Source organism: Pseudomonas marginalis (assembly GCF_001645105.1).
GTDB lineage: Bacteria > Pseudomonadota > Gammaproteobacteria > Pseudomonadales > Pseudomonadaceae > Aquipseudomonas > Aquipseudomonas petroselini.
On the sequence record NZ_LKEG01000060.1, the window covers coordinates 44281 to 66770 of the forward strand.

Sequence of the window (22490 nt, forward strand, 5' to 3'; positions counted from 1 at the left end):
AAGATCAAGATCAAAAGCCAGAGCACAGCGGCCTGACAGCCGGCTTGAGTGGTGTAGAGCAAAGGCAAACGCGGCGGCCTTAAAGCCGACCGGAGTTGCGTCTGNGTCCAAATGTGGGAGGGGGCTTGCTCCCGATGGCGGTGGGTCAGTTACAGATGTTTTAACTGACACACTGCTATCGGGAGCAAGCCCCCTCCCACATTGGGTTCTACCGTGTTCTGGTGATTGGGGCTTGCAAGTGCTCGGTGGGGAACGCTTTTGCATACACCTGGCACACCCTCAGCACCTGTTCATCGGCAAACCGCGCGCCCACTACATGCAGGCCCACCGGCAAGCCATTCGCTGCCAATCCACACGGCACCGATGCCGCGGGCTGTTGGGTCAGGTTGAAGGGGTAGGTGAACGGCGTCCACTGTGTCCATTCCTGCAAGCCGGAACCCGGTGGCACGTCATGCCCGGCCTCAAACGCAGTGATCGGCATCATCGGTGACACCAGTACATCGTAGTGCTCATGGAACGCGGCCATGCGTGCCACCAGTGCGGCGCGGGCTTCGAGGGCTGAGTTGAAGTCATTCAGGCTCAGCCGCTCGCCGCGCTGGGCGATGCGCAGCAGGCCAGGGTCCAGCAGTTGTTTTTGCGCTTCGCTCATGGGCCCGGTCAGGCGGGCCGCGCCGGCTGCCCATAAGGTGCTGAATACCTCCAGGGGGTCGCTGAAGCCCGGGTCGATTTGCTCGACATGCGCGCCCAGCTGCTCCAGGCCTCGAACCGCTTGGGCGACCACCTTGGCCACCTGCGGGTCGACATCCACGTAACCGAAGTTGGGACTGTAGGCCACGCGCAACCCTTTCAAATCCGCTGCGCCCGACAACCACGGTGTGGTCCGTGGCGCACCGATCAAGCCATCTCGCGTGTCCGGCTGGGCGATGGTTTGCAGCATCAACACACTGTCTTCTACCGTGCGGGTCATCGGCCCCAGGTGCGAGAGGAGGGTCATGGCGCTGGCCGGCCATTGCGGCACATAACCGAAGGTCGGCTTGATCCCGAAGGTGCCGGTAAACGCACAGGGAATCCGGATCGAACCGCCCGCATCGCTGCCCTGGTGCAACACGCCGAGGTTTAAGGCGGCCGCTGCCCCTGCGCCGCCGGAGGATCCGCCAGCCGTGGTGCGTGTGTCCCAGGGGTTGCGGGTGATGCCGTACAGTGGGTTGTCGGTGACGCCTTTCCAGCCGAATTCCGGTGTGGTGGTTTTGCCCAGCAGCACCGCGCCGGCCTTGCGCATAAAGGCGGTGAAGGGCGCGTCGATGTCCCATGGGCCCTCGGCGGATGTGGTGCGCGAGCCCTTGCGGGTGGGCATGCCGACGGTCAGCGTCAGGTCTTTGATCGACGCCGGCACACCGTCCAGCGCGCCGCAGGGTTGGCCGTTGAGCCAGCGTTGCTCCGAGGCGCGCGCGGCCTTCAGCGCGCCTTCCGGGTCCACGTGGCAGTAGGCGTTCACCACCGGGTTATAGCGTTCGATACGCAGCAAGGCGTCTTCGGTGACGTCCACCGGCGACAAGGTCTTGTTGCGAAAATGCTGCAGCAGTTGCACTGCCGTTAGTTGCCCGATCTCGCTCATGCGATTTCCCCCTGGGCGGCATTGACCATGGCCCGCAGCAATACCGCGCAGCCCGCCGCCAGGTCGTCCGGCGCGGCGTTTTCGATTTCGTTATGGCTGATGCCGCCTTCGCACGGCACGAAGATCATCCCGGCGGGGCCCAGTTCGGCGACGAAAATCGCGTCGTGCCCGGCACCGCTGACGATGTCCATATGGCTCAAACCCAAGGCCTCGGCGCCTTCACGCACGGCGTTGACGCAGGCCGGGGCGAAGTCCAGGGGTGGGAAGTCGGCGGTGGGGGTCAATTCAAACGCCAACCCGTGCCGGGTGGCAGTGGCTTCGATCACGCCGCGCACTTCATCGACCATGGCTTGCAGCGTGTCCGCATGCAGGTGACGCAGGTCGAGGGTCATGTGCACCTGACCGGGAATCACGTTGCGTGAGCCGGGGTGCAGGCTCAGGCAACCGACCGTGCCACACGCGTGGGGTTGTTGTTGATGGGCGATGCGGTTGACCGCGCTGACCACTTCGGCGGAGCCGACCAGGGCGTCCTTGCGCAGGTGCATCGGCGTCGGGCCGGCGTGGGCCTCGACGCCGGTGAAGGTCAGGTCGAACCACTTCTGGCCCAGGCAACCCATCACCACGCCAATCGTCGTGGCCTGGTCTTCCAGAACGGGGCCTTGTTCGATATGCGCTTCGAAATACGCGCCTACCGGGTGGCCGAGGACTGCGCGGGAGCCGGCATACCCGATGCGTTGCAGTTCGGCGCCGACCGACAGGCCCTGGTCATCGACTTTGTCGAGGGTGTCCTGCAAGTCGAACTTACCGGCAAACACCCCGGAGCCCATCATGCAGGGCGGAAAACGCGAGCCCTCTTCGTTGGTCCACACCACCACTTCAATCGGCGCTTCGGTCTCGATGTTCAGGTCATTCAGGGTGCGGATCACTTCCAGACCGGCCATCACTCCGTAGCAACCGTCGAACTTACCGCCGGTGGGCTGGGTGTCGATATGGCTGCCGGTCATCACCGGGGGCAGGGCGGGGTTGCGCCCGGCACGGCGCGCAAAGATATTGCCGATGGCGTCGACACTGACGCTGCAGCCGGCGGCCTCGCACCATTGCACAAACAGGTCGCGGGCCTGGCGGTCGAGGTCGGTCAGCGCCAGGCGACACACGCCGCCCTTGGCGGTGGCGCCGAGTCGGGCCAGGTCCATCAGCGATTGCCACAAGCGGTCGCGGTTGATCAGCGGGGCGTTGCTCTTGAGCGGTTGCGCGAAACTATTCATCTGCAATCTCCGGTCAGGCACTCAGGGCCAGATAGCGGTTTTTGATGGTTGGGTCGGCGCGGAAAGCTTCGGCGCTGCCTTCGTACACCACGCGGCCTTGTTCGAGCACGTAGTGGCGGTCGGCGAGCTTGTCGCAGACCATCAGGTTCTGTTCCACCAGCAGCACGGGCAGGCCGTCGTCCTTGACCTTGCGCAGGATCTTCACCAGTTCGTCGACGATCACCGGGGCCAAGCCTTCAGTGGGCTCATCGAGGATCAGCAGCTTGGGGTCGTTGAGCAGGGCGCGGGCGATGGCGAGCATCTGTTGCTCGCCGCCGGACAGCGCGTGGCCGGCATTTTTGCGCCGCTCCTTGAGGCGCGGGAACATCGTGTAGACGTCTTCAAGCTGCCAGCGGCTGGTTTTGCGCGCGGCGATGCGCAGGTTTTCCTCGACGGTGAGCAGGCGGAAAATTCCGCGATTCTCCGGCACCAATGCCAGGCCCTGGCGGGCGATTTCGAAGATCTTCTGGCCCACCAGCGCCTGGCCGTTGAAGTGGATCTGGCCCTGGCGCGGGCAGATGATGCCGAGGATGCTGCGCAGGGTGGTGGTCTTACCGGCGCCATTACGGCCGAGCAGCGTGACCAGTTCGCCGGGGTTGACGGTCAGCGACACGCCTTCCAGCACGTGGCTCTTGTCGTAGTAGGAGTGGATATTCTCGACGATCAGCATCAGGCAGCCTCCCCAAGGTATGCAGTGCGCACACGTTCATCGGCGCGCACGAATTCCGGCGTGCCTTCCACCAGGATCTGCCCGTGGCTCATCACCGTGATGCGTTGGCTGATGGACATGACAATGCTCATGTTGTGTTCGATCAGCAGCACCGTGTGGTCGCGGCCGAGGTCGCTGATCAGTTGGGTCATGATCGGGATGTCGTCGATGCCCATGCCCGAGGTGGGCTCGTCGAGCATCAACAGTTTCGGTTTGGAGCAGATCGACATGCCCACCTCCAGCACCCGTTGCTGGCCGTGGGACAACTCGCCGGCCAGGGTGTCGGCGCGGGCGCTGAGTTGCAGGCGCTCCAGCACTTGATCGGCCATCTCCAGGTGTTCGCGCTTGCTGTCCACGCGGCGCCAGAAATTCAGTGCGCGGGCACCGTCACGGCCTTGGGCAGCGAGGCGCAGGTTCTCGCGCACGCTGAGGTTCTGGAACAGGCTGGTGAGTTGGAACGAGCGCGCCATGCCCAGGCCGACACGGCCGTGGGCCGGCTTGCGCATCAGGTTCTTGCCGTCGAAATGAATCGCCCCGGCGGTGGCCTGGCGCTCGCCGGTGAGGCAGTGGAACAGGCTGGTCTTGCCGGCGCCGTTGGGGCCGATGATGGTGTGGATGGTGCCGGCCTCGACCTTGAGGTTCACGCCATTCACTGCGTGGAACGCGCCATAGGCCAGTTCCAGGTCTTTGGTTTCCAGCAGGATGCTCATAGCCCTTCCTCCTTGGCGACGACGGCGGGTTTGCGGCTGCCGCGCACCTTCTCGAACAGCGACGCCAGGCCGCCCCACAAACCACCGCGCATGAAGATCACCACCAGGATCAGGATCACTCCCAGCAGCATCAGCCAGCGTGGCCACAGGTCGGAGAGGAAATCGCCGAGCAACACGATGGAACCAGCGCCCAGCAGCGAGCCGAACAGCGAGCCGGTGCCGCCGACGATGGTCATGATCAGGATGTTCTCGGACATCGCCAGGTCGATATTCGACAGCGGCACAAAGTGCAGCAGCATCGCGTACAACGCCCCAGCGATGCCGGTGACGGCGCCGGACAATACAAACACCAGGATCTTGAAGTGGCGTGTGTCGTAGCCGATGGCCGAAGCGCGGGTTTCGTTTTCGCGGATCGCCATCAAGGTGCTGCCGAACGGCGAGGCGATGACTCGGCGGGCGCCGATGAAGATCAGCAGGAACAACACCGCGACAAAACCGTAGAAGGCGCGGGCGTCGGCCAGGGACAGCAGCACCGTGTCACCCAGGCGAATCTCCGGGCGCGGCACGCTGAGCAGGCCGTTGTCGCCGCCGGTCCAGTCGCTGAGGGTGTAGGCGACGAAGTAGGCCATCTGGCTGAACGCCAGGGTCAACATCACGAAGTAGATGCCGGTGCGCCGGATCGCCAGGGCGCCGACCAGCAAGGCCAGGAAACCACCCGCGATGGCGGCGCCGAGCAACGCGGTGAACAGGCCCAGTTGCAGGTGGATCATCAGCAACGCCGCGCAGTAAGCGCCGGCCCCGAAGAAGATACCTTGGCCGAACGACAGCAGCCCGGTGTAGCCCAGCAACAGGTTGCAGGCCAGGGCCGCCATGGCAAAGATCAGGATCTCGGTGGCCAGGGTCGCCGAGGGCAGTATCAACGGCAGGCCGATCAGCACCGCCAGCACCCACAGCAACATCGCGCGCGATTGCGTCTTGGCAAACGGCAGGGGATTTTTCTCGCTCATGTCAGGCTCTCCCAAACAGGCCGTAAGGACGTACCAGAATCACCACGGCCATGGCGCCGTAGATCATCAGGCTCGCACCCTGGGGCCAGAGTGTGGTCATCAGGCTTTGCACCACGCCCACCAGCAAACCGCCGACCAGCGCACCGCTGAACGAGCCCATGCCGCCGATTACCACCACCACGAAGGCCACGCCGAGAATCTCCGGGCCGACAAAAGGCTGGGCGCCGCGCAACGGTGCAAACAGCACGCCCGCGACGCCGGCCAGGGCCACGCCGAGGGCGAAGGTCATGGAGAACAGGCGGAAAATATTGGTGCCCAGCAGGGACACGGTCTCGGTGCTTTCACTGCCGGCCCGCACCAGGGCGCCGAAGCGCGTGCGTTCCAGCAGCAACCACAGGCCCAGGCCAACCAACCCGGAAAACACAATCAGGAACAGACGGTAGTAGGGGTAGACGAAATCACCCACCACCAACACGCCGCGCAGCAGTTCCGGCACGGCCACGCTCTTGCCCACCGGGCCCCAGATCATCACGCTGGCTTCCTGGATGATCAGCGCGATGCCGAGGGTCACCAGGATCTGGAACATGTGCGGCAAGTGATAGATCCGCTGGATCAATAATCGCTCGATGACCCAGGCCAACGCAGCCACCACCAGCGGCGCAATCAGCAGCGCCAGCCAGAAGTTGCCGGTGAGGCTCACGGCGGTGTAGCAGATGTAGGCGCCGAGCAAAAAGAACGCGCCGTGTGCGAAGTTGACGAAGTTGAGCAGGCCGAAAATGATCGTCAGCCCGACCGCGATCAGAAAGTAGATCATCCCCAGCCCAAGGCCGTTGAGGATCTGGAACAGGTAAAGATTAAGCATGCAGGAACCCTCTGCAGGACGCCGCTCGCGCGGCCCTGCGCTACCTATTTCAGGGGATCAGCCGAGTGTGCAGCCCGTGGCTTCCACTGGCGGGAACGACTGGCCGGCGCTGAGCACTTTGGCCAGGTCATCCTTGTCGGCCATCTCGCTGCTGGCTTTGCCGATCAGCAGGTAGTAATCCTTGATGACCTGGTGGTCGCCGGCGCGGATCGATTCCTTGCCGGTGGGGCCTTCGAAACTCAGGCCCTGCATGGCCTTGGCCACGGTCGGCCCGTCGAAGCTGCCGGTGGCAATGATGGTGTCTAGCATGACCTTGGTGCTGATGTAATCGGCGGCCAGCGGGTAGGTCGGGTTGATGCCGTATTTGGCCTGGGTGAGCTTGACCAGCTCACGGTTGAGCGGGGTGTCGACCTGGTGCCAGTACTGTGCGCCGAGGTACACGCCCGCGAGAATGTCGCTGCCCAGTTCCTGGAACTGGTCGAGTCCGGCGGACCACACCAGCAGCACCTTCATGCGCTCCTTGATGCCGAAGTTGACCGCCTGGCGCAGGGTGTTGGACGACTGGCTGCCGAAGTTGAGCAGCACCAGCACATCGGGCTTGGCGGCGATGGCGTTGGTCAGGTAGCCGGAGAATTCCTGTTCCTGCAACGAGTGGTAGCTGTTGCCGATGTGTTCCAGGCCGTTGTCCTTGAGCACGGTTTTCGCACCTTCCAACAGCGCTTCGCCGAACACGTATTGCGGGGTGATGGTGTACCAGCGCTTGGCGTCCGGCAGTAACTTGATCAGCGGCACCAGGGTTTCGCGGATCGCGCCGTAGGTGGGCACCGACCAGCGGAAGGTCGCGGGGTTGCAGTCCTTGCCGGTGACTTCGTCGGCGCCCACCGGGGTCATGAACACGCCACCGACCTTGTCCACTTCCTTGGCCACCGCCAATGCCGACGACGACAAGGTGCAGCCCTGGAAGAACCGCGCGCCGTCCTGCTGGATAGCCTCCTGCACCTTGCGCACGGCCTTGCCGGCGTTGCCTTCGGTGTCGATGACCTTGTAGTTCAGCGGGCGGCCGAGCAGTTCGGGGTGTTGCTCCACCGCCAGGCGCGAACCCATGTCGGCAAACTTGCCATAGCTGGCAAAGGCGCCGGACATGGACTTGAGGCCGTAAAAGGTAAAGGGCTCGGCGGCGAATGCCGACCGTATGCTCAGCGGTAGGCTGAGGGCGGCGGCTGCGGTGAGGCTGGCTTTCAACAACGTACGACGCTGCATGGGGGTGACTCCCTGGTTTAGTTATTGGCAGGAGTGGCAATGGCGATACGGTGGAGCAAGGGCCTGTGGGCAGGCCTGTTATTGGATGAAACGGTGTGGGGTTGAAATGCAGTCCAAATGTGGGAGGTGGCTTGCCTCCGATAGCGGTGTGTCAGTCGACATTAATGTTGAATATGCTGGCGTCATCGGGGGCAAGCCCCCTCCCACATGGGGTCTGTGGCGTTTTTTAAGAGTGATCGAACTCCAGTAGAAAATGTGGGCTGACCTGGCCTTCAAGGGCGGTCATGTGGTGCTCGGCGTCGCACATGTGTTCGTGCATCAGGCTGCGCACGGCGCTTTCATCCCCGGCCCGAAAGGCGATCAGCAACTGCTTGTGATAGTCCAGGTTGGCGGCATCGAACTGCTTGCGCTTGGGCTTGTAGGCTTTTTTCAGCACCACCAGGTCGCGCAACAGGTCGTTGAGGAACTGCGCCATGAAACTCAGCAGCGGGTTGGGGCAGGCCTTGGCCAGCAGGTTATGGAACTCCAGTTCCGCCAGGCGTTGCTCGCGTTGGCCGGCTTCGCTGTCTTCCGGCGCGCTGCAAAAATCCACGTTGTCTTGCAGGGCCTGGTAGTCGTCTTCGCTGAGGCGCCCGAGCACCGACACCGCCAGTTCCACTTCGATGACTTTGCGCAGTTGGTACACCTGCTCGCCGTCCAGATGCTGGAAGTGCAGGTAGTTGCGCAAGGCGCGGCTGGCCGGCTCGGTGCCGGCCTGGTTCAGGTAGGCACCGCCGCTGGGGCCCGTGCGCGTGCTCACAAGGCCTTCTACTTCCAGCGCCTTGAGCGCTTCGCGGGCCGAGCCCTTGGAGCACTGGAAGCTTTCCATCAGCTCGCGTTCGGTGGGCAAGCGGTCGCCGGGCTTCAAGGCGTCGGTGACGATGGAGCGCTTGACCGACTCGACAATCACGTCGGACAGCTTCTGGCGTTTGCGTCGTAGCGGGCGGCTTAGCATGGGTTCGATTTATCGTATTAATGCGGATAAATAGCACTTAATAACGATCGAGGAGCAGCGTCAACGCCGGGTGTCGTTTTCGAGGGCAACAGGTCGCAAACGGCTCGCTACTGCGCGTTGACGGAATCCAGGCAGCGAGTGGACTGCGGTGGTTGCTTGCCGTAGACCAGGAAGTCACCGACCCAGCGGTTGATACGCCCGCTGGCGTCCTGCTTGGCGGGGTCTTTAAGGCGCAGTTGTTCGACCTGGGGCGCGGCCGTCTCGGCCTGTTGCGCATTGACCAGCACCATGCGCGCCACCCGCTCGGGGAACAGCGCGGCGTAACGGTTGCCCAGGCGGGCTGCATCGGCGTTGCCCAGGTAGAGCAGTTGGGCATCGCCGAGTTGGGTGCGCACGTACTCCAGGTCTTGAGCGGCCTGTTCGACGCCGTTTTCATTGCTGAGGTCGCGGGGGCTGAGTTCGATGACGTCGTAACGGTTGATCAGCGTGCGATAGGCCGGGTTGGCGTAGGTCCCCCAGAGACTGGTGAGGTGAATGACGAAGGTGCCGCCCTGATTGCTGCGGGGCACATCGCCGGCCAGCGCAAACAGCACGCCTTCACGGTTCAGCGGATCGCGTGCGCCGACGCGGGTGAGGTAAAGGCGCAGGTTGCCTTGCCGGGGGGACGCGTAGTTGCGCGGTACGGTCACGATGCCGCATTGGGTGCGTTGCAACACCTCGGGGTCCAGGCGTTCAACGGTGGGGAGCGGGCAGTCCAACAGCCAGTCGATGGCGGTGGGAGGGATCAGCGGTTGAGCGTGGGCCAGGCCCGCTATCAGCCACAGGCAGGCGCACGTCAGGTGTTTTGCAGCAGTCATCGAGAGATCCCGGGCAACCGTGTGATAACGGCTTTTTTACCAAGGACCTTGGGTCGAGGAATGTAGGGTGAAAAGACGGCATGTGTACGAAATCGGAGTTTTGTTTATCGGATCTCCGTCTGCCAGCCGCCGCCCAGTGCTTTGTATAGCGCGATGCTGGCCTGCAGGCGCGCCAGCCGCAGTTGCACGTTCTGGTCCTGGGCCGCGTACAGGGTGCGCTGGGTTTCCAGGACCGTGAGCAAATCCTCGGCGCCTGCCTGGTAGCGGCTTTCAGCGATCTGGAACGCGCTCTGCGCCTGTTGCAGTTCTTCACGTTGCCATTGGCGCTGCTGGTCGAGGCGGGTGATGCTGCTGAGGGCTTTTTCCACGTCGGCAAAGCCGTTGATGATCGCGCCGCGATAGGTGTGCAGCAGTTCATCCTGGCGGGCGCGGGCCTTGTCGCGTTCAGCGCTTAAACGACCGTTGTTGAAGATCGGACCGACCAGGCCGGCGGTCAGCGTGTAGTAGGGGCTGCGCAGCATATCCATGGCCTTGTAGGCATCCGAGCCCAGAGTTGCGCCGAGGGTGACGGCGGGCAGCATGGCGGCGCGGGCCACGGTGACGTCGGCTTGCGCCGCGGCCAATTGCGCCTCGGCCTTGGCGATATCGGGCCGGCGGCTGAGCAATTGGCTGGGCATGCCGGCACCGATGGTTGGCCAGGTCAGCGCCTGGAAGGGCTCGGCCCGCAGATTCAGGGCCTGCACCGGCTGGCCGAGCAGGGCGGCCAGGGTGATGCGCGATTCTTCGGCCAGTTGCTGGATCAGGGGCAACTGGCGTTGCTGGCTGGCCACCAGGCTTTTTTGCTGGGCCAGTTCGAGGGCGGTGGCGGAGCCGGCATCGTAGCGGGTCTGCACCAGGTCGAGCACGTTGCGGGCGTTGGCCAGGTTAAGCGCGGCGATTTGCTCTCGCTGGTGGGCGGCGAGGGTCTGGGCGTAGCGGTCGGCCACGCTGCCGAGCAGGGTCAGTTCCACGGTAGCCTGGTCAAACTCGCTGGCGCGCAGGCTGTGCAGGGCGCTGTCACGGGCGGCGGCGCGGCCACCCCAGAAGTCCACTTCGTAACTGGCCGTGAGGTTGGCGCCGAAGTTGTCGACGGCGTCATCGCTTTGTGACACGTCCAGGTCCGGCCCGCCCTGGCCACGCAGCAACTTCTGATGGCTGGTGGCGAGGTTGAACTTCACCTCCGGCAACAACGGTGCCCCGGCGATCACCGCACTGGCCTGGGCCTGGCGCACGCGGGCCGTGGCGGCGGCCACGTCGAAACTGTCACGGCGGGCTTGCTCGACCAGACGGTTCAACTGCGCACTGCCGAACTGTGTCCACCAGTGCTGGTTGGTGGCCTGCGCCGCGTCACGCTCGGCATATTGCCAACTGGCGGGCGCAGCGATGCCGCTGTCGAGGGCGGGAGGGTGGCCGGCGCAGGCGCTGAGTAACACGCACAGGCCGGGCATGCACAGGGATCGTTTATTCACTGGTCAACGCCTTAACCGGATCGAGCCGGGCAGCTTTACGGGCCGGCATGAAGCCGAATACGACACCGGTGACCAGCGCGCAACCAAATGCGCCCATTACGGCCACCAGGGAAAACTGCACCGCCACCTTGGCCAGCACCAGCACGCCACCCACCAGCAACGCCAGGGCAATGCCGCACAGGCCGCCGACCACCGAGAGCATCACCGCTTCGGTGAGGAACTGGCGCAGGATGTCGCGCTGGCGTGCGCCGGTGGCCATGCGGATGCCGATTTCGCGGGTCCGCTCGCGCACGGTCATCAGCATGATATTCATCACCCCAATGCCGCCCACCAGCAGGGAAATCGCGGCAATCGAACCGAGCATCAGCGACAAGGTGTTCTGCGTGCGCGCCTCGGCCTGGATCATGGCGGCGTTGTTGGTCAGCTCGTAATCGCGCTTGCCGTTGTGCAGCGTTTGCATCAACTGGTCGATCGCCAACTCGGCCTCGCGCACCTTGCGCGCATCGGCCGCGGCGATCACTACGTACTCGGGGTTGTAGCTGCCGAACAGGCGCACGCTGGCAGCGGTATAAGGGATGGCGATACGGTCGTCACTGTCCTTGTTACCTGAGCTGGCGCCTTTTTCCGCGAGCACGCCGATGACCTGGAACGGCACGTTCTCAATCAGGATGTACTGGCCGATGGGGTCGACCTCGCCCTTGAACAGCTTTTCACGCACGCGATGACCGATCACCGCCACGGTGGCAGCGGCACGCTCGTCGGCGGCCGTGAAGTAATTGCCCTCGACCACCGGCCAATTGAAAATCGCCGGGAAGTTGGTGTCGTTGCCGCCCACATAGGCCATGTAGTCGACGTTGCCGAAACGCACCCCGGCTTCGCTGCCGTTGACCGGCATGATGCGTTGCACCTGAGGCAAGGCCGCCAGTGCGTGGACATCGTTGAGGGTCACGATCCCCAGCGGCGTACGCGGGTTGGGCGACGATCCGCTGAGGTAGATAATGTTGGAGCCGAACGCGCCCATCTGCGCCATGACCTGGCGCTTGCTGCCTTCACCCACCGCCAGCATCACCACCACCGACGCCACGCCGATGATGATGCCCAACAGGGTCAGCGCGGTGCGGAATCGGTTGATCCACATCACCCGCCAGGCGGCCTGCACCGCGTCCACCAGTTCGGCTTTCCACGCGCCATTGTGTTCGGCGCCGTCGGCCAGGCGTTGGCGCAGGTCCACGGCTTGCAGGGCGCCCGTTGAGGCGCCTGGGGCCGCGTCGCTGTCCTGGGCCGAGTCACTGATGATCAAGCCATCGCGAATCTCGATGATGCGGTTGGCCCGCGCCGCGACTTCGCGGTCATGGGTGATCAGGATCACCACGTGGCCCTGGCTGGCCAGTTCGTCGAGCAAGGTCATGACCTCGGCGCCGCTGTGGCTGTCGAGGGCGCCGGTAGGTTCGTCGGCGAGGATGATGTGCCCGCCGTTCATCAACGCACGGGCGATGGACACCCGTTGTTGCTGGCCACCGGAGAGCTGGTGCGGGCGGTTGCCGGTGCGGTCGGCCAGGCCCAGGCGGGTGAGCAGGGCGCTGGCGCGGGCATGGCGCTCGGCGGCGCTGATACCGGCGTAGATCGCCGGCATCTCGACGTTTTCCTGGGCCGAACCCGAGGGAATCAAGTGGTAGCCCTGGAACACAAAACCAAAGGCTTCGCGGCGCAGCCAGGCGAGTTCGTCGCTGTCCAGGTGCGCGACGTTCTCGCCGGCGAACAGGTAGTCGCCGACGCTGGGACGGTCGAGGCAGCCGAGGATATTCATCAACGTGGACTTGCCGGAGCCGGAGGCGCCGACGATGGCGACGAATTCCCCGGCATGGATCGACAGGTCGATGCCGCGCAACACGTCGACCTGCGGGCTGTCGCCGCCGCCGTAGGATTTGCGGATGTTCTTGAGTTCGATCAGGGGCGTGGTCACCTCAACCCCCGTTGCCGTCGGCCGGACCGATCAGCAGGCGGTCGCCTTCGTTCAGGCCGTCGAGCACCTGTACGCGCAGGCGGTCGCTGATGCCCAGCCGCACGTGGCGCTCCTCGATACGACCGTTGCCGGTCACGACCCGGGCGATCTGCCTGTCGGCACTGGACGTGCCTTGCAGCGCGGCGACCGGTGCGGTGAGGGCATCCTTGACTTGGCCGGCGACGAAAAACACCTGAGTGGTCATTTCGGCCATCAACGCGTTGTCGCTGTTGTCCACGTCCAGCAGCACGGTGTACAGCACCACGCGGCCGCTGCCGCTTTTACTCGAGCTGTTGGGGCTGCCGCTGCCTTGGGTTTCATTCAATGGCTTGGGCGGGATCGGCAGGATTTGCCGCACCGTGCTGCTCCAGCGCCGGTTGCCGCCGCTGAGGGTGGTGAAATACGCGGTCATGCCAGGTTTGACGTGGCCGATATCGGCTTCCGAGACTTCCGCCCACACGGTCATCGGCGACAATTTGGCGATGCGCAGGATCAGCGGCGTCTGCTGCTGGGCGTTGAGGGTCTGGCCGACCCGCGCGTCCACCGCCACCACCGTGCCGGTCATCGGCGCGTAGATGCGCGTGTAGCCCAACTCGGCCTCATCGCTGCGCAGGCTGGCCTGGGCTTGCAGGATCTGCGCCTGGAACATGTCGACCCGGGCCTGGGTGGCGCTCAATTCAGCCTTGGCGGTTTGCACATCTTCTTCACGGGTGGCGTTGCCGGCGGCCAGGCGTTGCTGGCGCTGGTACTTCTGGCGTGCCAGTTCATGTTGGGCCTTTTGCTCCTGCAACTGGGCCTTGAGGTTTTCGATGGCATAGCGGCTGGCGTCGAGCTTGGCTTTTTGCGTGGACGGGTCGATTTCCACCAGCAATTGGCCTTCCTGCACGTGGTCGCCGGCCTCGACGTGGATCTTGCGGATCTGCCCCGATGCCTGGGCGCCCACGTCCACGTAGCGGCGGGGTTGCAGGGTGCCCAGGGCGGTCACGCTGTTTTCGATATTGCCGCGGGTGACGGCGACGGTGGTGAGGGCGTCACGCCCGGGCGGCAGCACCTGCCAGGCCGCGACGGCGATGATGGGGATCAGGCACGCGAGAGCGAGCAAGGCGCGTCGGGCAGGTCGAGGGCGTTTCATGCTTGGGTTTCCAGCCAGGAAAGTTCGGACCGCAGTTGCGGGGAGCTGACAAGTAAACGAGAGAAAGGCGCGGGGATTTAGGCGGTTACACAAGCAGTTACATCAGCCCTCGAAGAAAAAAAACCTCCGTTGATGCAAGTCTGCTTTAAAAGTAGATGAGAATTACTATAAATTGCACACATCCAAACTGCCATTACGTAAACGCCGTCTTTTTTTGTACTCAGGGACCTAATGCCGCCACCCGGCGGTCGGGAGTCATGTTGGAAAACTACTATCGCGAGCTGGTGTGTTTCCTCAACGCCAAGCTGGGCAACCGTCAGGTGGCCGAGGATGTGGTGCATGACGCTTATGTCCGGGTGCTGGAACGTTCCAGCGACACGCCGATCGAACAACCCCGCGCCTTTTTGTACCGCACCGCGCTCAATCTGGTGATCGATGGCCACCGGCGCAACGCCTTGCGCCAGGTTGAGCCCTTGGATGTGCTGGACAGCGAAGAGCGTTTCGCCGCCTGTTCACCTCACACCACCCATGACCACAGCCAGCGCCTGGAACTGCTCGAGCGCGCCCTGGCCGAGCTGCCCCCTGCCTGTCGCGACAGCTTCCTGCTGCGCAAACTCGAGGGTTTGACCCATGTGCAAATTGCCGAACGCCTGTGCATTTCCCGCGCGCTGGTGGAAAAACACATCGTCAATGCCATGAAACATTGCCGGGTGCGGATGCGCGAGTGGGAAGCCCACTGATCAATGATCAGTTAAATTTTATTTCATTGTCCTCGTTTCCTATCAACACATGACCTGTTGTGCAGGTCTTGAAGGTATTCCCGCCCCACCGCCAAGGGGCTTATCCAGAGGACACTGGAATGACACAGGCAATTGCTTCGCCCGCGGTTCACGACCTGATCGGTATCGGATTCGGCCCTTCGAACCTGGCGCTGGCCATCGCCCTGCAGGAGCGCGAAAAGGCCCAGGGCAAACTGGACGTGCTGTTTCTCGACAAACAGGCCGACTACCGCTGGCACGGCAATACCCTGGTGACCCAGAGTGAACTGCAGATTTCGTTCCTCAAGGACCTGGTGACCCTGCGCAACCCCACCAGCCCGTATTCCTTCGTTAATTACCTGAAAGCCCACGACCGCTTGGTGGACTTTATCAACCTCGGCACCTTTTACCCCTGCCGCATGGAGTACAACGACTACCTGCGCTGGGTCGCCGGGCAGTTCCAGGCCCAGGCGCGCTATGGCGAGGAAGTGCTGGCCATCGAGCCGATCCTGCATCAGCAGCAGGTCGAAGCCCTGCGCGTGATCTCCCGCGATGCCCTCGGCGAGCAGCATGTGCGCACCACCCGTTCGGTGGTGGTCAGCGCCGGCGGCACGCCGCGGATTCCCGAAGCGTTCAAGGCGCTCAAGGGTGACAGCCGGGTGTTCCACCACTCCCAGTACCTGGAGCGCATGGCCTCGCAGCCGTGTGTCGAGGGCAAGGCCATGCGCATCGCCATTATCGGCGGTGGCCAGAGTGCGGCCGAAGCCTTTATCGACCTGAACGACAGCTTCCCGTCGGTGCAGGTCGACATGATCCTGCGCGGCTCGGCACTCAAGCCCGCCGATGACAGCCCGTTCGTCAATGAAGTGTTTTCGCCGGCCTTTACCGACCTGGTGTTCCAGCAGGAGGGCGCCGAACGTGAACGCCTGGTGGCTGAGTACCAGAACACCAACTATTCGGTGGTCGACCTGGACCTGATCGAGCGCATCTACGGCATCTTCTACCGCCAGAAAGTCTCCGGCATCGCCCGCCAGGCGTTCCGCACTATGACCGTGGTCGAGAAGGCCACGCCAGGCCCGCTGGGCATTGAACTGGTGCTGCGCAACAACGCCAACGGGGAAACCAGCGTCAACCATTACGACGCGGTGATCCTGGCCACCGGCTACGAGCGCCAGACACACCGCGCCTTGTTGGCGCCGTTGGAAGATTACCTGGGCGACTTTGACGTGGCGCGCGACTACCGCATCGTGACCGACGAGCGTTGCAACGCCGGCATCTACATCCAGGGTTTCAGCCAGGCCAGCCATGGGTTGAGCGACACCTTGCTGTCGGTGCTGCCGATTCGGGCGGATGAGATTGCGGCGTCGTTGTATGCGCTGGACCGTGGGCGCGGCAAGGGGCGGTCGGTGCAGGACTTGCTACTCGCTGCCGCCAGTTGATCGTTGTGGCGAGGGAGCGTGCTGTGGCGAGGGAGCTTGCTCCCGCTGGGCTGCGGAGCGGCCCCAAAAAGCCGGCTCCAGCTGCGCTGTCGAACGGGAGCAAGCTCCCTCGCCACAAACACGCGGTCCTACAGACGGCACTGGCGTGATGGTTGAGCTACTGGTACTGTACAAAAAACCAGTATCGGTAGCCCTCCATGCAGTTGATCGAAAAACTCAGCATCCTCGCCGACGCCGCCAAGTACGACGCGTCCTGCGCCAGCAGTGGCGCGCCCAAGCGCAGCTCCGAGGGCAAGGCGGGGCTGGGTTCCACCGATGGCATGGGCATCTGTCACAGCTACACCCCCGACGGGCGTTGTGTGTCGTTGCTCAAGGTGTTGCTCACCAATTTCTGTCTCTATGACTGCCAGTACTGCGTCAACCGCCGCTCCAGCGACGTGCCCCGCGCGCGTTTCAGCCCGGAGGAGGTGGTCACCCTGACCCTGGATTTCTACCGGCGCAATTGCGTCAGCGGGTTGTTTCTCAGCTCCGGTATCATCCGTTCGTCCGACTACACCATGGAGCAATTGGTGCGCGTGGCCAAACTGCTGCGCGAAGAACACGATTTTCGCGGCTATATCCACCTCAAGACCATTCCCGACGCAGATCCGGCGCTCATCGCCGAAGCGGGGCGGTATGCCGATCGGTTGAGCGTGAACATCGAACTGCCCACCGAGGCCAGCCTGCACACCCTGGCGCCGGAAAAACAGATCGTTTCGATCAAGCAGGCCATGCAGACCATCTACACCGGCGAGCAGACCGTGCTCAACGAACCGCGCGCCCCGCGCTTCGCCCCGGCCGGGCAGAGCACGCAGATGATCGTGGGTGCCGACGACACCGACGACAGCACCATTCTTCATGGGGCCGAGGCGTTGTACGGCAACTTCAAATTGCGCCGTGTGTATTACTCGGCCTTCAGTCCCATCCCCAACAGCCCGAAAAGCGTGCCGCTGGCCGCGCCGCCGCTGATGCGTGAACACCGTTTGTACCAGGCTGACTTCCTGCTGCGCAGCTACGGTTTCAGTGCGAACGAATTGTTCGAAGGCCCCGGCCACCTGGCCCTGGACATCGACCCCAAGCTGGCCTGGGCCCTGGATAACCGCGACGTGTTCCCCCTGGACCTGAACCGCGCCGAACCGACCTTGATTGCGCGCATTCCGGGCATTGGTTTGCGTACCACCCAGCGCCTGGTGGACCTGCGTCGTGAACGCAAGATCCGCTTCGAAGACCTGGCGCGCATGCGCTGCGTGCTGGCGAAAGCCAAGCCGTTTTTCATCACCAGTGACTACCACCCGCAACAGGCCGACAGCACCAGCGTGTTGCTGCGCGAGCAATTGCGCGACCGCCCGCAACCGCAGCAAATGGGGCTGTGGGGATGATCAGCCTGGAATGCAACAACCTGTTCAGCACCTGGCGCGAACAGGCGCGCTGGCTGCTCAGCCATCAGGTCGACCCCAGCCAGGTGAGCTGGGGGGAGGCGGAGGTGGCGGACCTGTTTGCCACTGACCAGTCGATTCCCGAGGCACTGGGGCCTTTCCAGACGCGGGTGCCCAAGGCCCTGCTGGAGTTGCTGGAGTCGGCCGCCTGTTACCACGGCGACCAGCGCTGGAGCTTGTTGTATGAAGTGTTGTGGCGAGTCAGCCACGGCGACCGCACCGCAATGCTGGCCGGGGACAAGCTGGGCAGCGAGTTGCAGCGGCGGATCAAGCAGGTCAGTCGCGAGGCGCACCACCTGCATGCATTTGTGCGGTTTATCGCGTTGCCGGCCGGGGCAGGGCCGGAATTGCCCGAGTACGTGGCCTGGCATGAGCCGGCCCATGACATCCTGAAATCAGCCAGCCAGCACTTTATCGGGCGCATGGGGCGTCATCGCTGGATGATCGCCACGCCGTTGGATGGGGTTTACTACGATGGCGAACAGTTGATCCATCAACGTGAGTGCCCCGAAGCCTGGCGGCAGCTGGCGCAGAATGTCGAGGATCCCCACAGTGCGATGTGGCTGACCTACTACAGCCATATCTTCAACCCGGCGCGGTTGAACCCCAAGGTCATGGAAGGGCATTTGCCGAGCCGGTTCTGGAAGAATCTGCCGGAGGGCAAGTTGATACCGGGGTTGATCAGTGAAGCGCGGACGGGGAAGCAGAAGGATGGGCAGGCCAGGCTGATCGGGGCCAGGCCCGGCAAGAAAATCTTAATCGGGCAAGGTTGAAAATGTAGGAGGGGCTTGTGTGGGAGGGGGCAAGCCCTCTCCCATATTAGATCTGTATCGTTTTTGGAGAGATCAGACCAGCTCGGTGGCGGTGTTCTTGACCACCGCCAACTCCGGATGCGCCACCAGCTTATCAATGTGTAACTCATCATTGTTCAACCAGGTCTCCGTCAGCACCCGGTAGTGCTCCATGTCCCGGCAACGCATGCGCAGGCTGTAGTCAAACGGCCCGCTGATCAGTTGGCATTCGAATACCTGGGGGCAGGCCTTCACGCAGGCTTCGAAGGCCTTTTGCGCCGAGCGCCCGCTCTGGTTGGACAAGGCCACCAACACCAGCAGCGACAGCCCTGGCGAGACCATCTGCACATCGATGATCGCCCCATAGCCACGGATCACCCCACGTCGCTCCAACTTGCGCACCCGCTCCAGGCAGGGCCTGGGGGTGAGGTGCACCAGCGACGAAAGCTTTTCGTAGGTGATACGGCCCTGGTGGCGCAGCACTTCGATGATGGCTTCATCAATGCGGTCCAGTACGGGGGCGGAATGGGGTCCGGAGGCCTTGGTATCCATGGGGTTCACTTCAAACGGTTGGAATAAATGGCGGCAAACCTTGCGTGTTTGCCTGACCCTTCACATGGTACGGCCTTCCTCCGTCAACGTCTGTATGCGCTCGGGGACGTGCCTGCACACCTCAGGCGCGCTTTTGCTGCTGCACGCGAGGCTGCTGGGCGAGTCGGGCAAACAAGTCTTTCGGGTCGGCGAGGTCCGGCACCAGCTCAAGTTCGCTGCCCACGTCCAGTGCCTTGGCCACATCCAGTACGTAACGCAGCGCCGAGTAGTCTTCGATGGCAAAGCCCACGGAGTCGAACAGGGTGATCTGGTGCGCGTTCTCACGGCCGGGCTGCTGGCCGTTGATCACTTGCCACAGTTCAGTCACCGGTGAGTCGTGCGGCATCTGCTGGATTTCACCTTCGATGCGGCTTTGTGGCTCGTACTCGACGATCACGCGGGCGCGCTCGACGATGCGTCGGTCCAGCTCGGTTTTGCCTGGACAATCGCCGCCCACCGCGTTGAGGTGCATGCCGGGTTCGATCATTTCGTCTGTGAGGATGGTGGCGTAGGCCTTGTCGGCCGTGACGGTGGTGACGATATCCGCGCCTTTGACCGCTTCGGCGACGCTACCGGCCAGGATCACCTTGATGGCCGGAAAGGCCTTGAGGTTGTCGGCCAGTTTGGCGGTGGCTTTGGCATCGATGTCGAACAGACGGATTTCCGTGATGCCGAGCATGGCGTGGAAGGCCAGGGCTTGGAATTCACTCTGCGAGCCATTACCGATCAACGCCATGCTGCGGCTGTTCTCGCGCGCCAGGTAGCGGGCGACCAGGGCTGAGGTGGCGGCTGTACGAATGGCGGTGGTCAGGGTCATTTCCGCCAGCAGCACCGGCTTGCCAGTGTCGACATCGCCCAGCGCGCCAAAGGCCATCACGGTGAGCATGCCGGCCAGGGTGTTTTTCGGGTGACCGTTGACGTACTTGAAGGCATACAGCGACGCGTCGGACACCGGCATCAGCTCGATCACGCCATCCGGGGAGTGGTTGGCCAGGCGTGCACATTTCTCGAAATCCTGCCAGCGCAGGTAGTCGGCGCGAATGTATTCGGCCATTTCGGTCATGCAGGTTTGCAGGCCTTTTTGCGCGACCAGATAGCTGAGGTCATTGACGTCGATATAGCGGGTCATGGAAATGCTCCTTGTTATTGGAAGGCGGCCAGCGGTTTCTGCTGCGCACAGAGCGCCGTCATGGAGTGGGCCAGTGCGGTTATTGTGGCGGTTGTTGCGCAAGGATCTCGGCTGAAACTGGCGGGTGGCTCAGCCGGTAAAGCTGAAAAGTGGGGTGTGGCAGCCGAATCGGCTGTCGAGCCTGAGAGGCGATCAAATAAGGGAGGGAGCGTGCTCCTTCCCACATTGCTACAGTGGCGACTCTGATAGCGCGGTCAGCCAGGAGGAGCCATGTCTACCGTTGTTCGTATTGCCCAGCCCGCCGATGCCGAGGGGATCAGCCAGGTGATTCTGGCGGCATTGCACAGCAGTAATGCACGGGATTATCCGGCGGATGTGATTGCCCGGGTCGCCAGTAACTTCACGCCGGATGCGGTACTGGCATTGCTTGAGCGCCGCGTGGTGCTGGTGGCGATTCAGGATCGGGTGATCGTGGCCACCGCCGCACTCGACGGCAGTGTGGTGCGCTCGGTGTTCGTCAATCCGGTGCTGCAAGGGCAGGGCATTGGGCGGTTGTTGTTGATTGAAATCGAGCTGCGCGCCCGCGAGGCCGGGGTCACGGTACTGAGCGTGCCGTCTTCGCTGACCGCCGAACCGTTCTATGCCAAGTTGGGGTTCCATACTGTGCGCGACGTCTACCACGGCAACGAGCGTACGTTGGTGATGGAAAAGGCGCTGCTGTCCAGGCATCCCATCGGGCCCTATCGCGACCGTCAGCATCGTGCGCAAGTGGTTGCGCTATGGCAGGAGGCTTTTGGCTATGAAACCGCCCATAACCTGCCGACCCTGGCGATTGATAAAAAGCTGGCCGTCAACGATGGGTTGTTTTTCGTGGCGACGGACAAAAAAACCGTGATCGGGACGATTCTGGCGGGCTACGACGGCCATCGTGGCTGGCTGTATTCGGTGGCGGTGCACGCTGACTATCGGCGTCATGGCCTGGGTTCGTCACTGGTGCGGCATGCGGAACAGGCATTGACGGCGCTGGGCTGCATGAAGATCAACCTGCAGATCACCAGTGGCAATGAGGCGGTGGCGGGGTTTTACGAGGCGTTGGGGTATGGGGTGGAGCCGAGGATCAGTATGGGGAAGAAGATTGTTGGGAATATTCCGACTCGATCCTGAGAACACCTGAGCTCAAATGTGGGAGCTGGCAAGCCAGCTCCCACATGGGGTTGGGGCGTAGCTTGGTGTGGCTTAGACCTTGACGATCCAGCCCGCTGGCGCTTCAACGTCGCCGGTCTGCACGCCGGTCAGCTCTTTGTAGAGCTTCTGGGTGATCGGGCCGACTTCGGTCTCGCTGTGGAACACGTGCAGCTTGCCGTTGTACTGGATGCCGCCGATCGGCGAGATCACCGCAGCGGTACCGCAGGCACCGGCTTCCTTGAATTGGTCCAGTTTGTCGATGAGCACTTCGCCCTCGACCACTTCCAGGCCCAGGCGGGTCTTGGCCAGTTCGATCAGCGACAGGCGGGTGATGCCTGGCAGCACCGAAGGCGACTTCGGTGTGATGAACTTATTGTCGTGGGTGATCCCGAAGAAGTTGGCCGAGCCGACTTCTTCGATTTTCGAGTGAGTCATCGGGTCCAGGTAGATCGCATCGGCGAAACCGGATTTCTTCGCTTCGGCGCCCGGCATCAGACTGGCGGCGTAGTTGCCACCGACCTTGGCGGCACCGGTGCCTTGGGGGGCGGCGCGGTCGAAGGTGGAGATCTGGAAGTTGTGTGGTACCAGGCCGCCTTTGAAGTAGGCGCCAACCGGGATGGCGAACACCGAGAAGATGAACTCCGGCGCGGTACGCACACCGATGTTGTCACCGGTGCCGATCACGAACGGGCGCAGGTACAGCGCGCCGCCACTGCCATACGGCGGGATGAAGCGCTCGTTGGCCTTGACCACTTGTTTGCAGGCGTCGATGAAGTCTTCGGTCGACACATGCGGCATCAGCAGGCGCGCGCAGCTGCGCTGCATGCGGGCGGCGTTCTGGTCCGGGCGGAACAGGTTGATCGAGCCGTCCTTGCAGCGGTAGGCCTTGAGGCCTTCAAAGCATTGCTGGCCATAGTGCAGGGCGGTGGAGCCCTCGCTGATGTGCAGCACGTTGTCGTCGGTCAGGGTGCCGGCTTGCCATTCGCCGTTTTTCCAGACCTGGAGAAACCGCTTGTCGGTCTTGATGTAGTCAAAACCCAGCTTGTCCCAATTGATGCTTTCGTTACCCATGACACCCTCTATCTTTGGTCAAGTCGGTTTTTTTTCTGAATGGGCGCAACAATACTGCATTCTTGGCTTGTGTGGGAGCCACTGGGTGGAC

The 22490-nt window shown here is 63.0% G+C and carries 20 protein-coding genes; 5 read left to right on the plus strand and 15 right to left on the minus strand.

The window, feature by feature from the left end:
* Positions 1–208: 208 nt before the first annotated feature.
* From AO064_RS27965 to AO064_RS28020, 12 genes are all read right to left on the minus strand, one after another.
* A complete protein-coding gene (locus AO064_RS27965; RefSeq protein ID WP_064055281.1) occupies positions 209–1615 on the minus strand; it encodes an amidase in 1407 nt (468 codons plus the stop codon).
* Complete coding sequence (locus AO064_RS27970; protein ID WP_064055282.1) at positions 1612–2880, minus strand: Zn-dependent hydrolase; 1269 nt, start codon at positions 2878–2880, stop codon at positions 1612–1614. Before AO064_RS27970 ends, AO064_RS27965 begins: the two co-directional genes overlap by 4 nt.
* 13 nt (positions 2881–2893) lie before the next feature.
* Entirely contained in the window at positions 2894–3589 is a 696-nt protein-coding gene (locus tag AO064_RS27975) for an ABC transporter ATP-binding protein (RefSeq protein ID WP_015884779.1), read from the minus strand.
* Positions 3589–4338 (minus strand): ABC transporter ATP-binding protein, encoded by a 750-nt coding sequence (locus AO064_RS27980; protein ID WP_015884778.1) that lies wholly within the window; start codon positions 4336–4338, stop codon positions 3589–3591. Before AO064_RS27980 ends, AO064_RS27975 begins: the two co-directional genes overlap by 1 nt.
* Complete coding sequence (locus AO064_RS27985; RefSeq protein ID WP_046036496.1) at positions 4335–5345, minus strand: branched-chain amino acid ABC transporter permease; 1011 nt, start codon at positions 5343–5345, stop codon at positions 4335–4337. The genes AO064_RS27980 and AO064_RS27985 overlap by 4 nt, the downstream gene beginning before the upstream one ends.
* Position 5346: 1 nt before the next feature.
* Positions 5347–6207: a branched-chain amino acid ABC transporter permease gene (locus AO064_RS27990; protein WP_015884776.1), complete on the minus strand. Its 861-nt coding sequence runs from the start codon at positions 6205–6207 to the stop codon at positions 5347–5349.
* 57 nt (positions 6208–6264) lie between these two features.
* Positions 6265–7467 (minus strand): ABC transporter substrate-binding protein, encoded by a 1203-nt coding sequence (locus AO064_RS27995; protein ID WP_064055283.1) that lies wholly within the window; start codon positions 7465–7467, stop codon positions 6265–6267.
* Positions 7468–7693: 226 nt separating this feature from the next.
* Positions 7694–8461, minus strand: coding sequence for a FadR/GntR family transcriptional regulator (locus AO064_RS28000; RefSeq protein ID WP_015884774.1), 768 nt, complete (start codon positions 8459–8461; stop codon positions 7694–7696).
* A gap of 107 nt (positions 8462–8568) precedes the next feature.
* Positions 8569–9318 carry an alpha/beta fold hydrolase gene (locus tag AO064_RS28005; protein WP_064055284.1) on the minus strand — a complete coding sequence of 250 codons (750 nt, stop codon included), beginning with the start codon at positions 9316–9318 and terminating at the stop codon, positions 8569–8571.
* A 104-nt stretch (positions 9319–9422) separates the two neighbouring features.
* Positions 9423–10826 (minus strand): efflux transporter outer membrane subunit, encoded by a 1404-nt coding sequence (locus AO064_RS28010; protein WP_082893996.1) that lies wholly within the window; start codon positions 10824–10826, stop codon positions 9423–9425.
* Positions 10819–12789, minus strand: a complete 1971-nt coding sequence (locus AO064_RS28015) for a MacB family efflux pump subunit (protein ID WP_015884771.1) — start codon at positions 12787–12789, stop codon at positions 10819–10821. The genes AO064_RS28010 and AO064_RS28015 overlap by 8 nt, the downstream gene beginning before the upstream one ends.
* A gap of 1 nt (position 12790) precedes the next feature.
* Positions 12791–13960 (minus strand): efflux RND transporter periplasmic adaptor subunit, encoded by a 1170-nt coding sequence (locus AO064_RS28020; RefSeq protein WP_064055286.1) that lies wholly within the window; start codon positions 13958–13960, stop codon positions 12791–12793.
* 257 nt (positions 13961–14217) lie between these two features.
* Here AO064_RS28020 and AO064_RS28025 point away from each other — a divergent pair, with 257 nt between their 5' ends.
* The 4 genes from AO064_RS28025 (at position 14218) to AO064_RS28040 (ending at position 18405) form a co-directional block, all read left to right on the plus strand.
* Positions 14218–14700 (plus strand): sigma-70 family RNA polymerase sigma factor, encoded by a 483-nt coding sequence (locus AO064_RS28025; RefSeq protein WP_064055287.1) that lies wholly within the window; start codon positions 14218–14220, stop codon positions 14698–14700.
* Positions 14701–14819: 119 nt separating this feature from the next.
* A complete protein-coding gene (locus AO064_RS28030; protein ID WP_064055288.1) occupies positions 14820–16157 on the plus strand; it encodes a lysine N(6)-hydroxylase/L-ornithine N(5)-oxygenase family protein in 1338 nt (445 codons plus the stop codon).
* A 197-nt stretch (positions 16158–16354) separates the two neighbouring features.
* Positions 16355–17575 carry a putative DNA modification/repair radical SAM protein gene (locus AO064_RS28035; protein WP_015884767.1) on the plus strand — a complete coding sequence of 407 codons (1221 nt, stop codon included), beginning with the start codon at positions 16355–16357 and terminating at the stop codon, positions 17573–17575.
* Positions 17572–18405: a TIGR03915 family putative DNA repair protein gene (locus AO064_RS28040; protein WP_064055289.1), complete on the plus strand. Its 834-nt coding sequence runs from the start codon at positions 17572–17574 to the stop codon at positions 18403–18405. The genes AO064_RS28035 and AO064_RS28040 overlap by 4 nt, the downstream gene beginning before the upstream one ends.
* A 72-nt stretch (positions 18406–18477) precedes the next feature.
* On the opposite strand, the gene AO064_RS28045 is transcribed toward AO064_RS28040, so the two are convergent.
* Both AO064_RS28045 and AO064_RS28050 read right to left on the minus strand, forming a co-directional pair.
* On the minus strand, positions 18478–18975 hold the full coding sequence (locus AO064_RS28045; RefSeq protein WP_064055290.1) for an Lrp/AsnC family transcriptional regulator: 498 nt from the start codon (positions 18973–18975) through the stop codon (positions 18478–18480).
* 121 nt (positions 18976–19096) lie between these two features.
* Positions 19097–20143, minus strand: coding sequence for an ornithine cyclodeaminase (locus tag AO064_RS28050; protein ID WP_064055291.1), 1047 nt, complete (start codon positions 20141–20143; stop codon positions 19097–19099).
* Between the two features lie 270 nt (positions 20144–20413).
* Here AO064_RS28050 and AO064_RS30525 point away from each other — a divergent pair, with 270 nt between their 5' ends.
* A complete protein-coding gene (locus tag AO064_RS30525) occupies positions 20414–21307 on the plus strand; it encodes a GNAT family acetyltransferase (RefSeq protein ID WP_082893997.1) in 894 nt (297 codons plus the stop codon).
* Between the two features lie 72 nt (positions 21308–21379).
* Here the strand turns inward: AO064_RS30525 and AO064_RS28060 are convergent, their stop codons facing one another.
* On the minus strand, positions 21380–22399 hold the full coding sequence (locus tag AO064_RS28060; RefSeq protein WP_064055292.1) for a branched-chain amino acid aminotransferase: 1020 nt from the start codon (positions 22397–22399) through the stop codon (positions 21380–21382).
* Positions 22400–22490 lie beyond the last annotated feature (91 nt).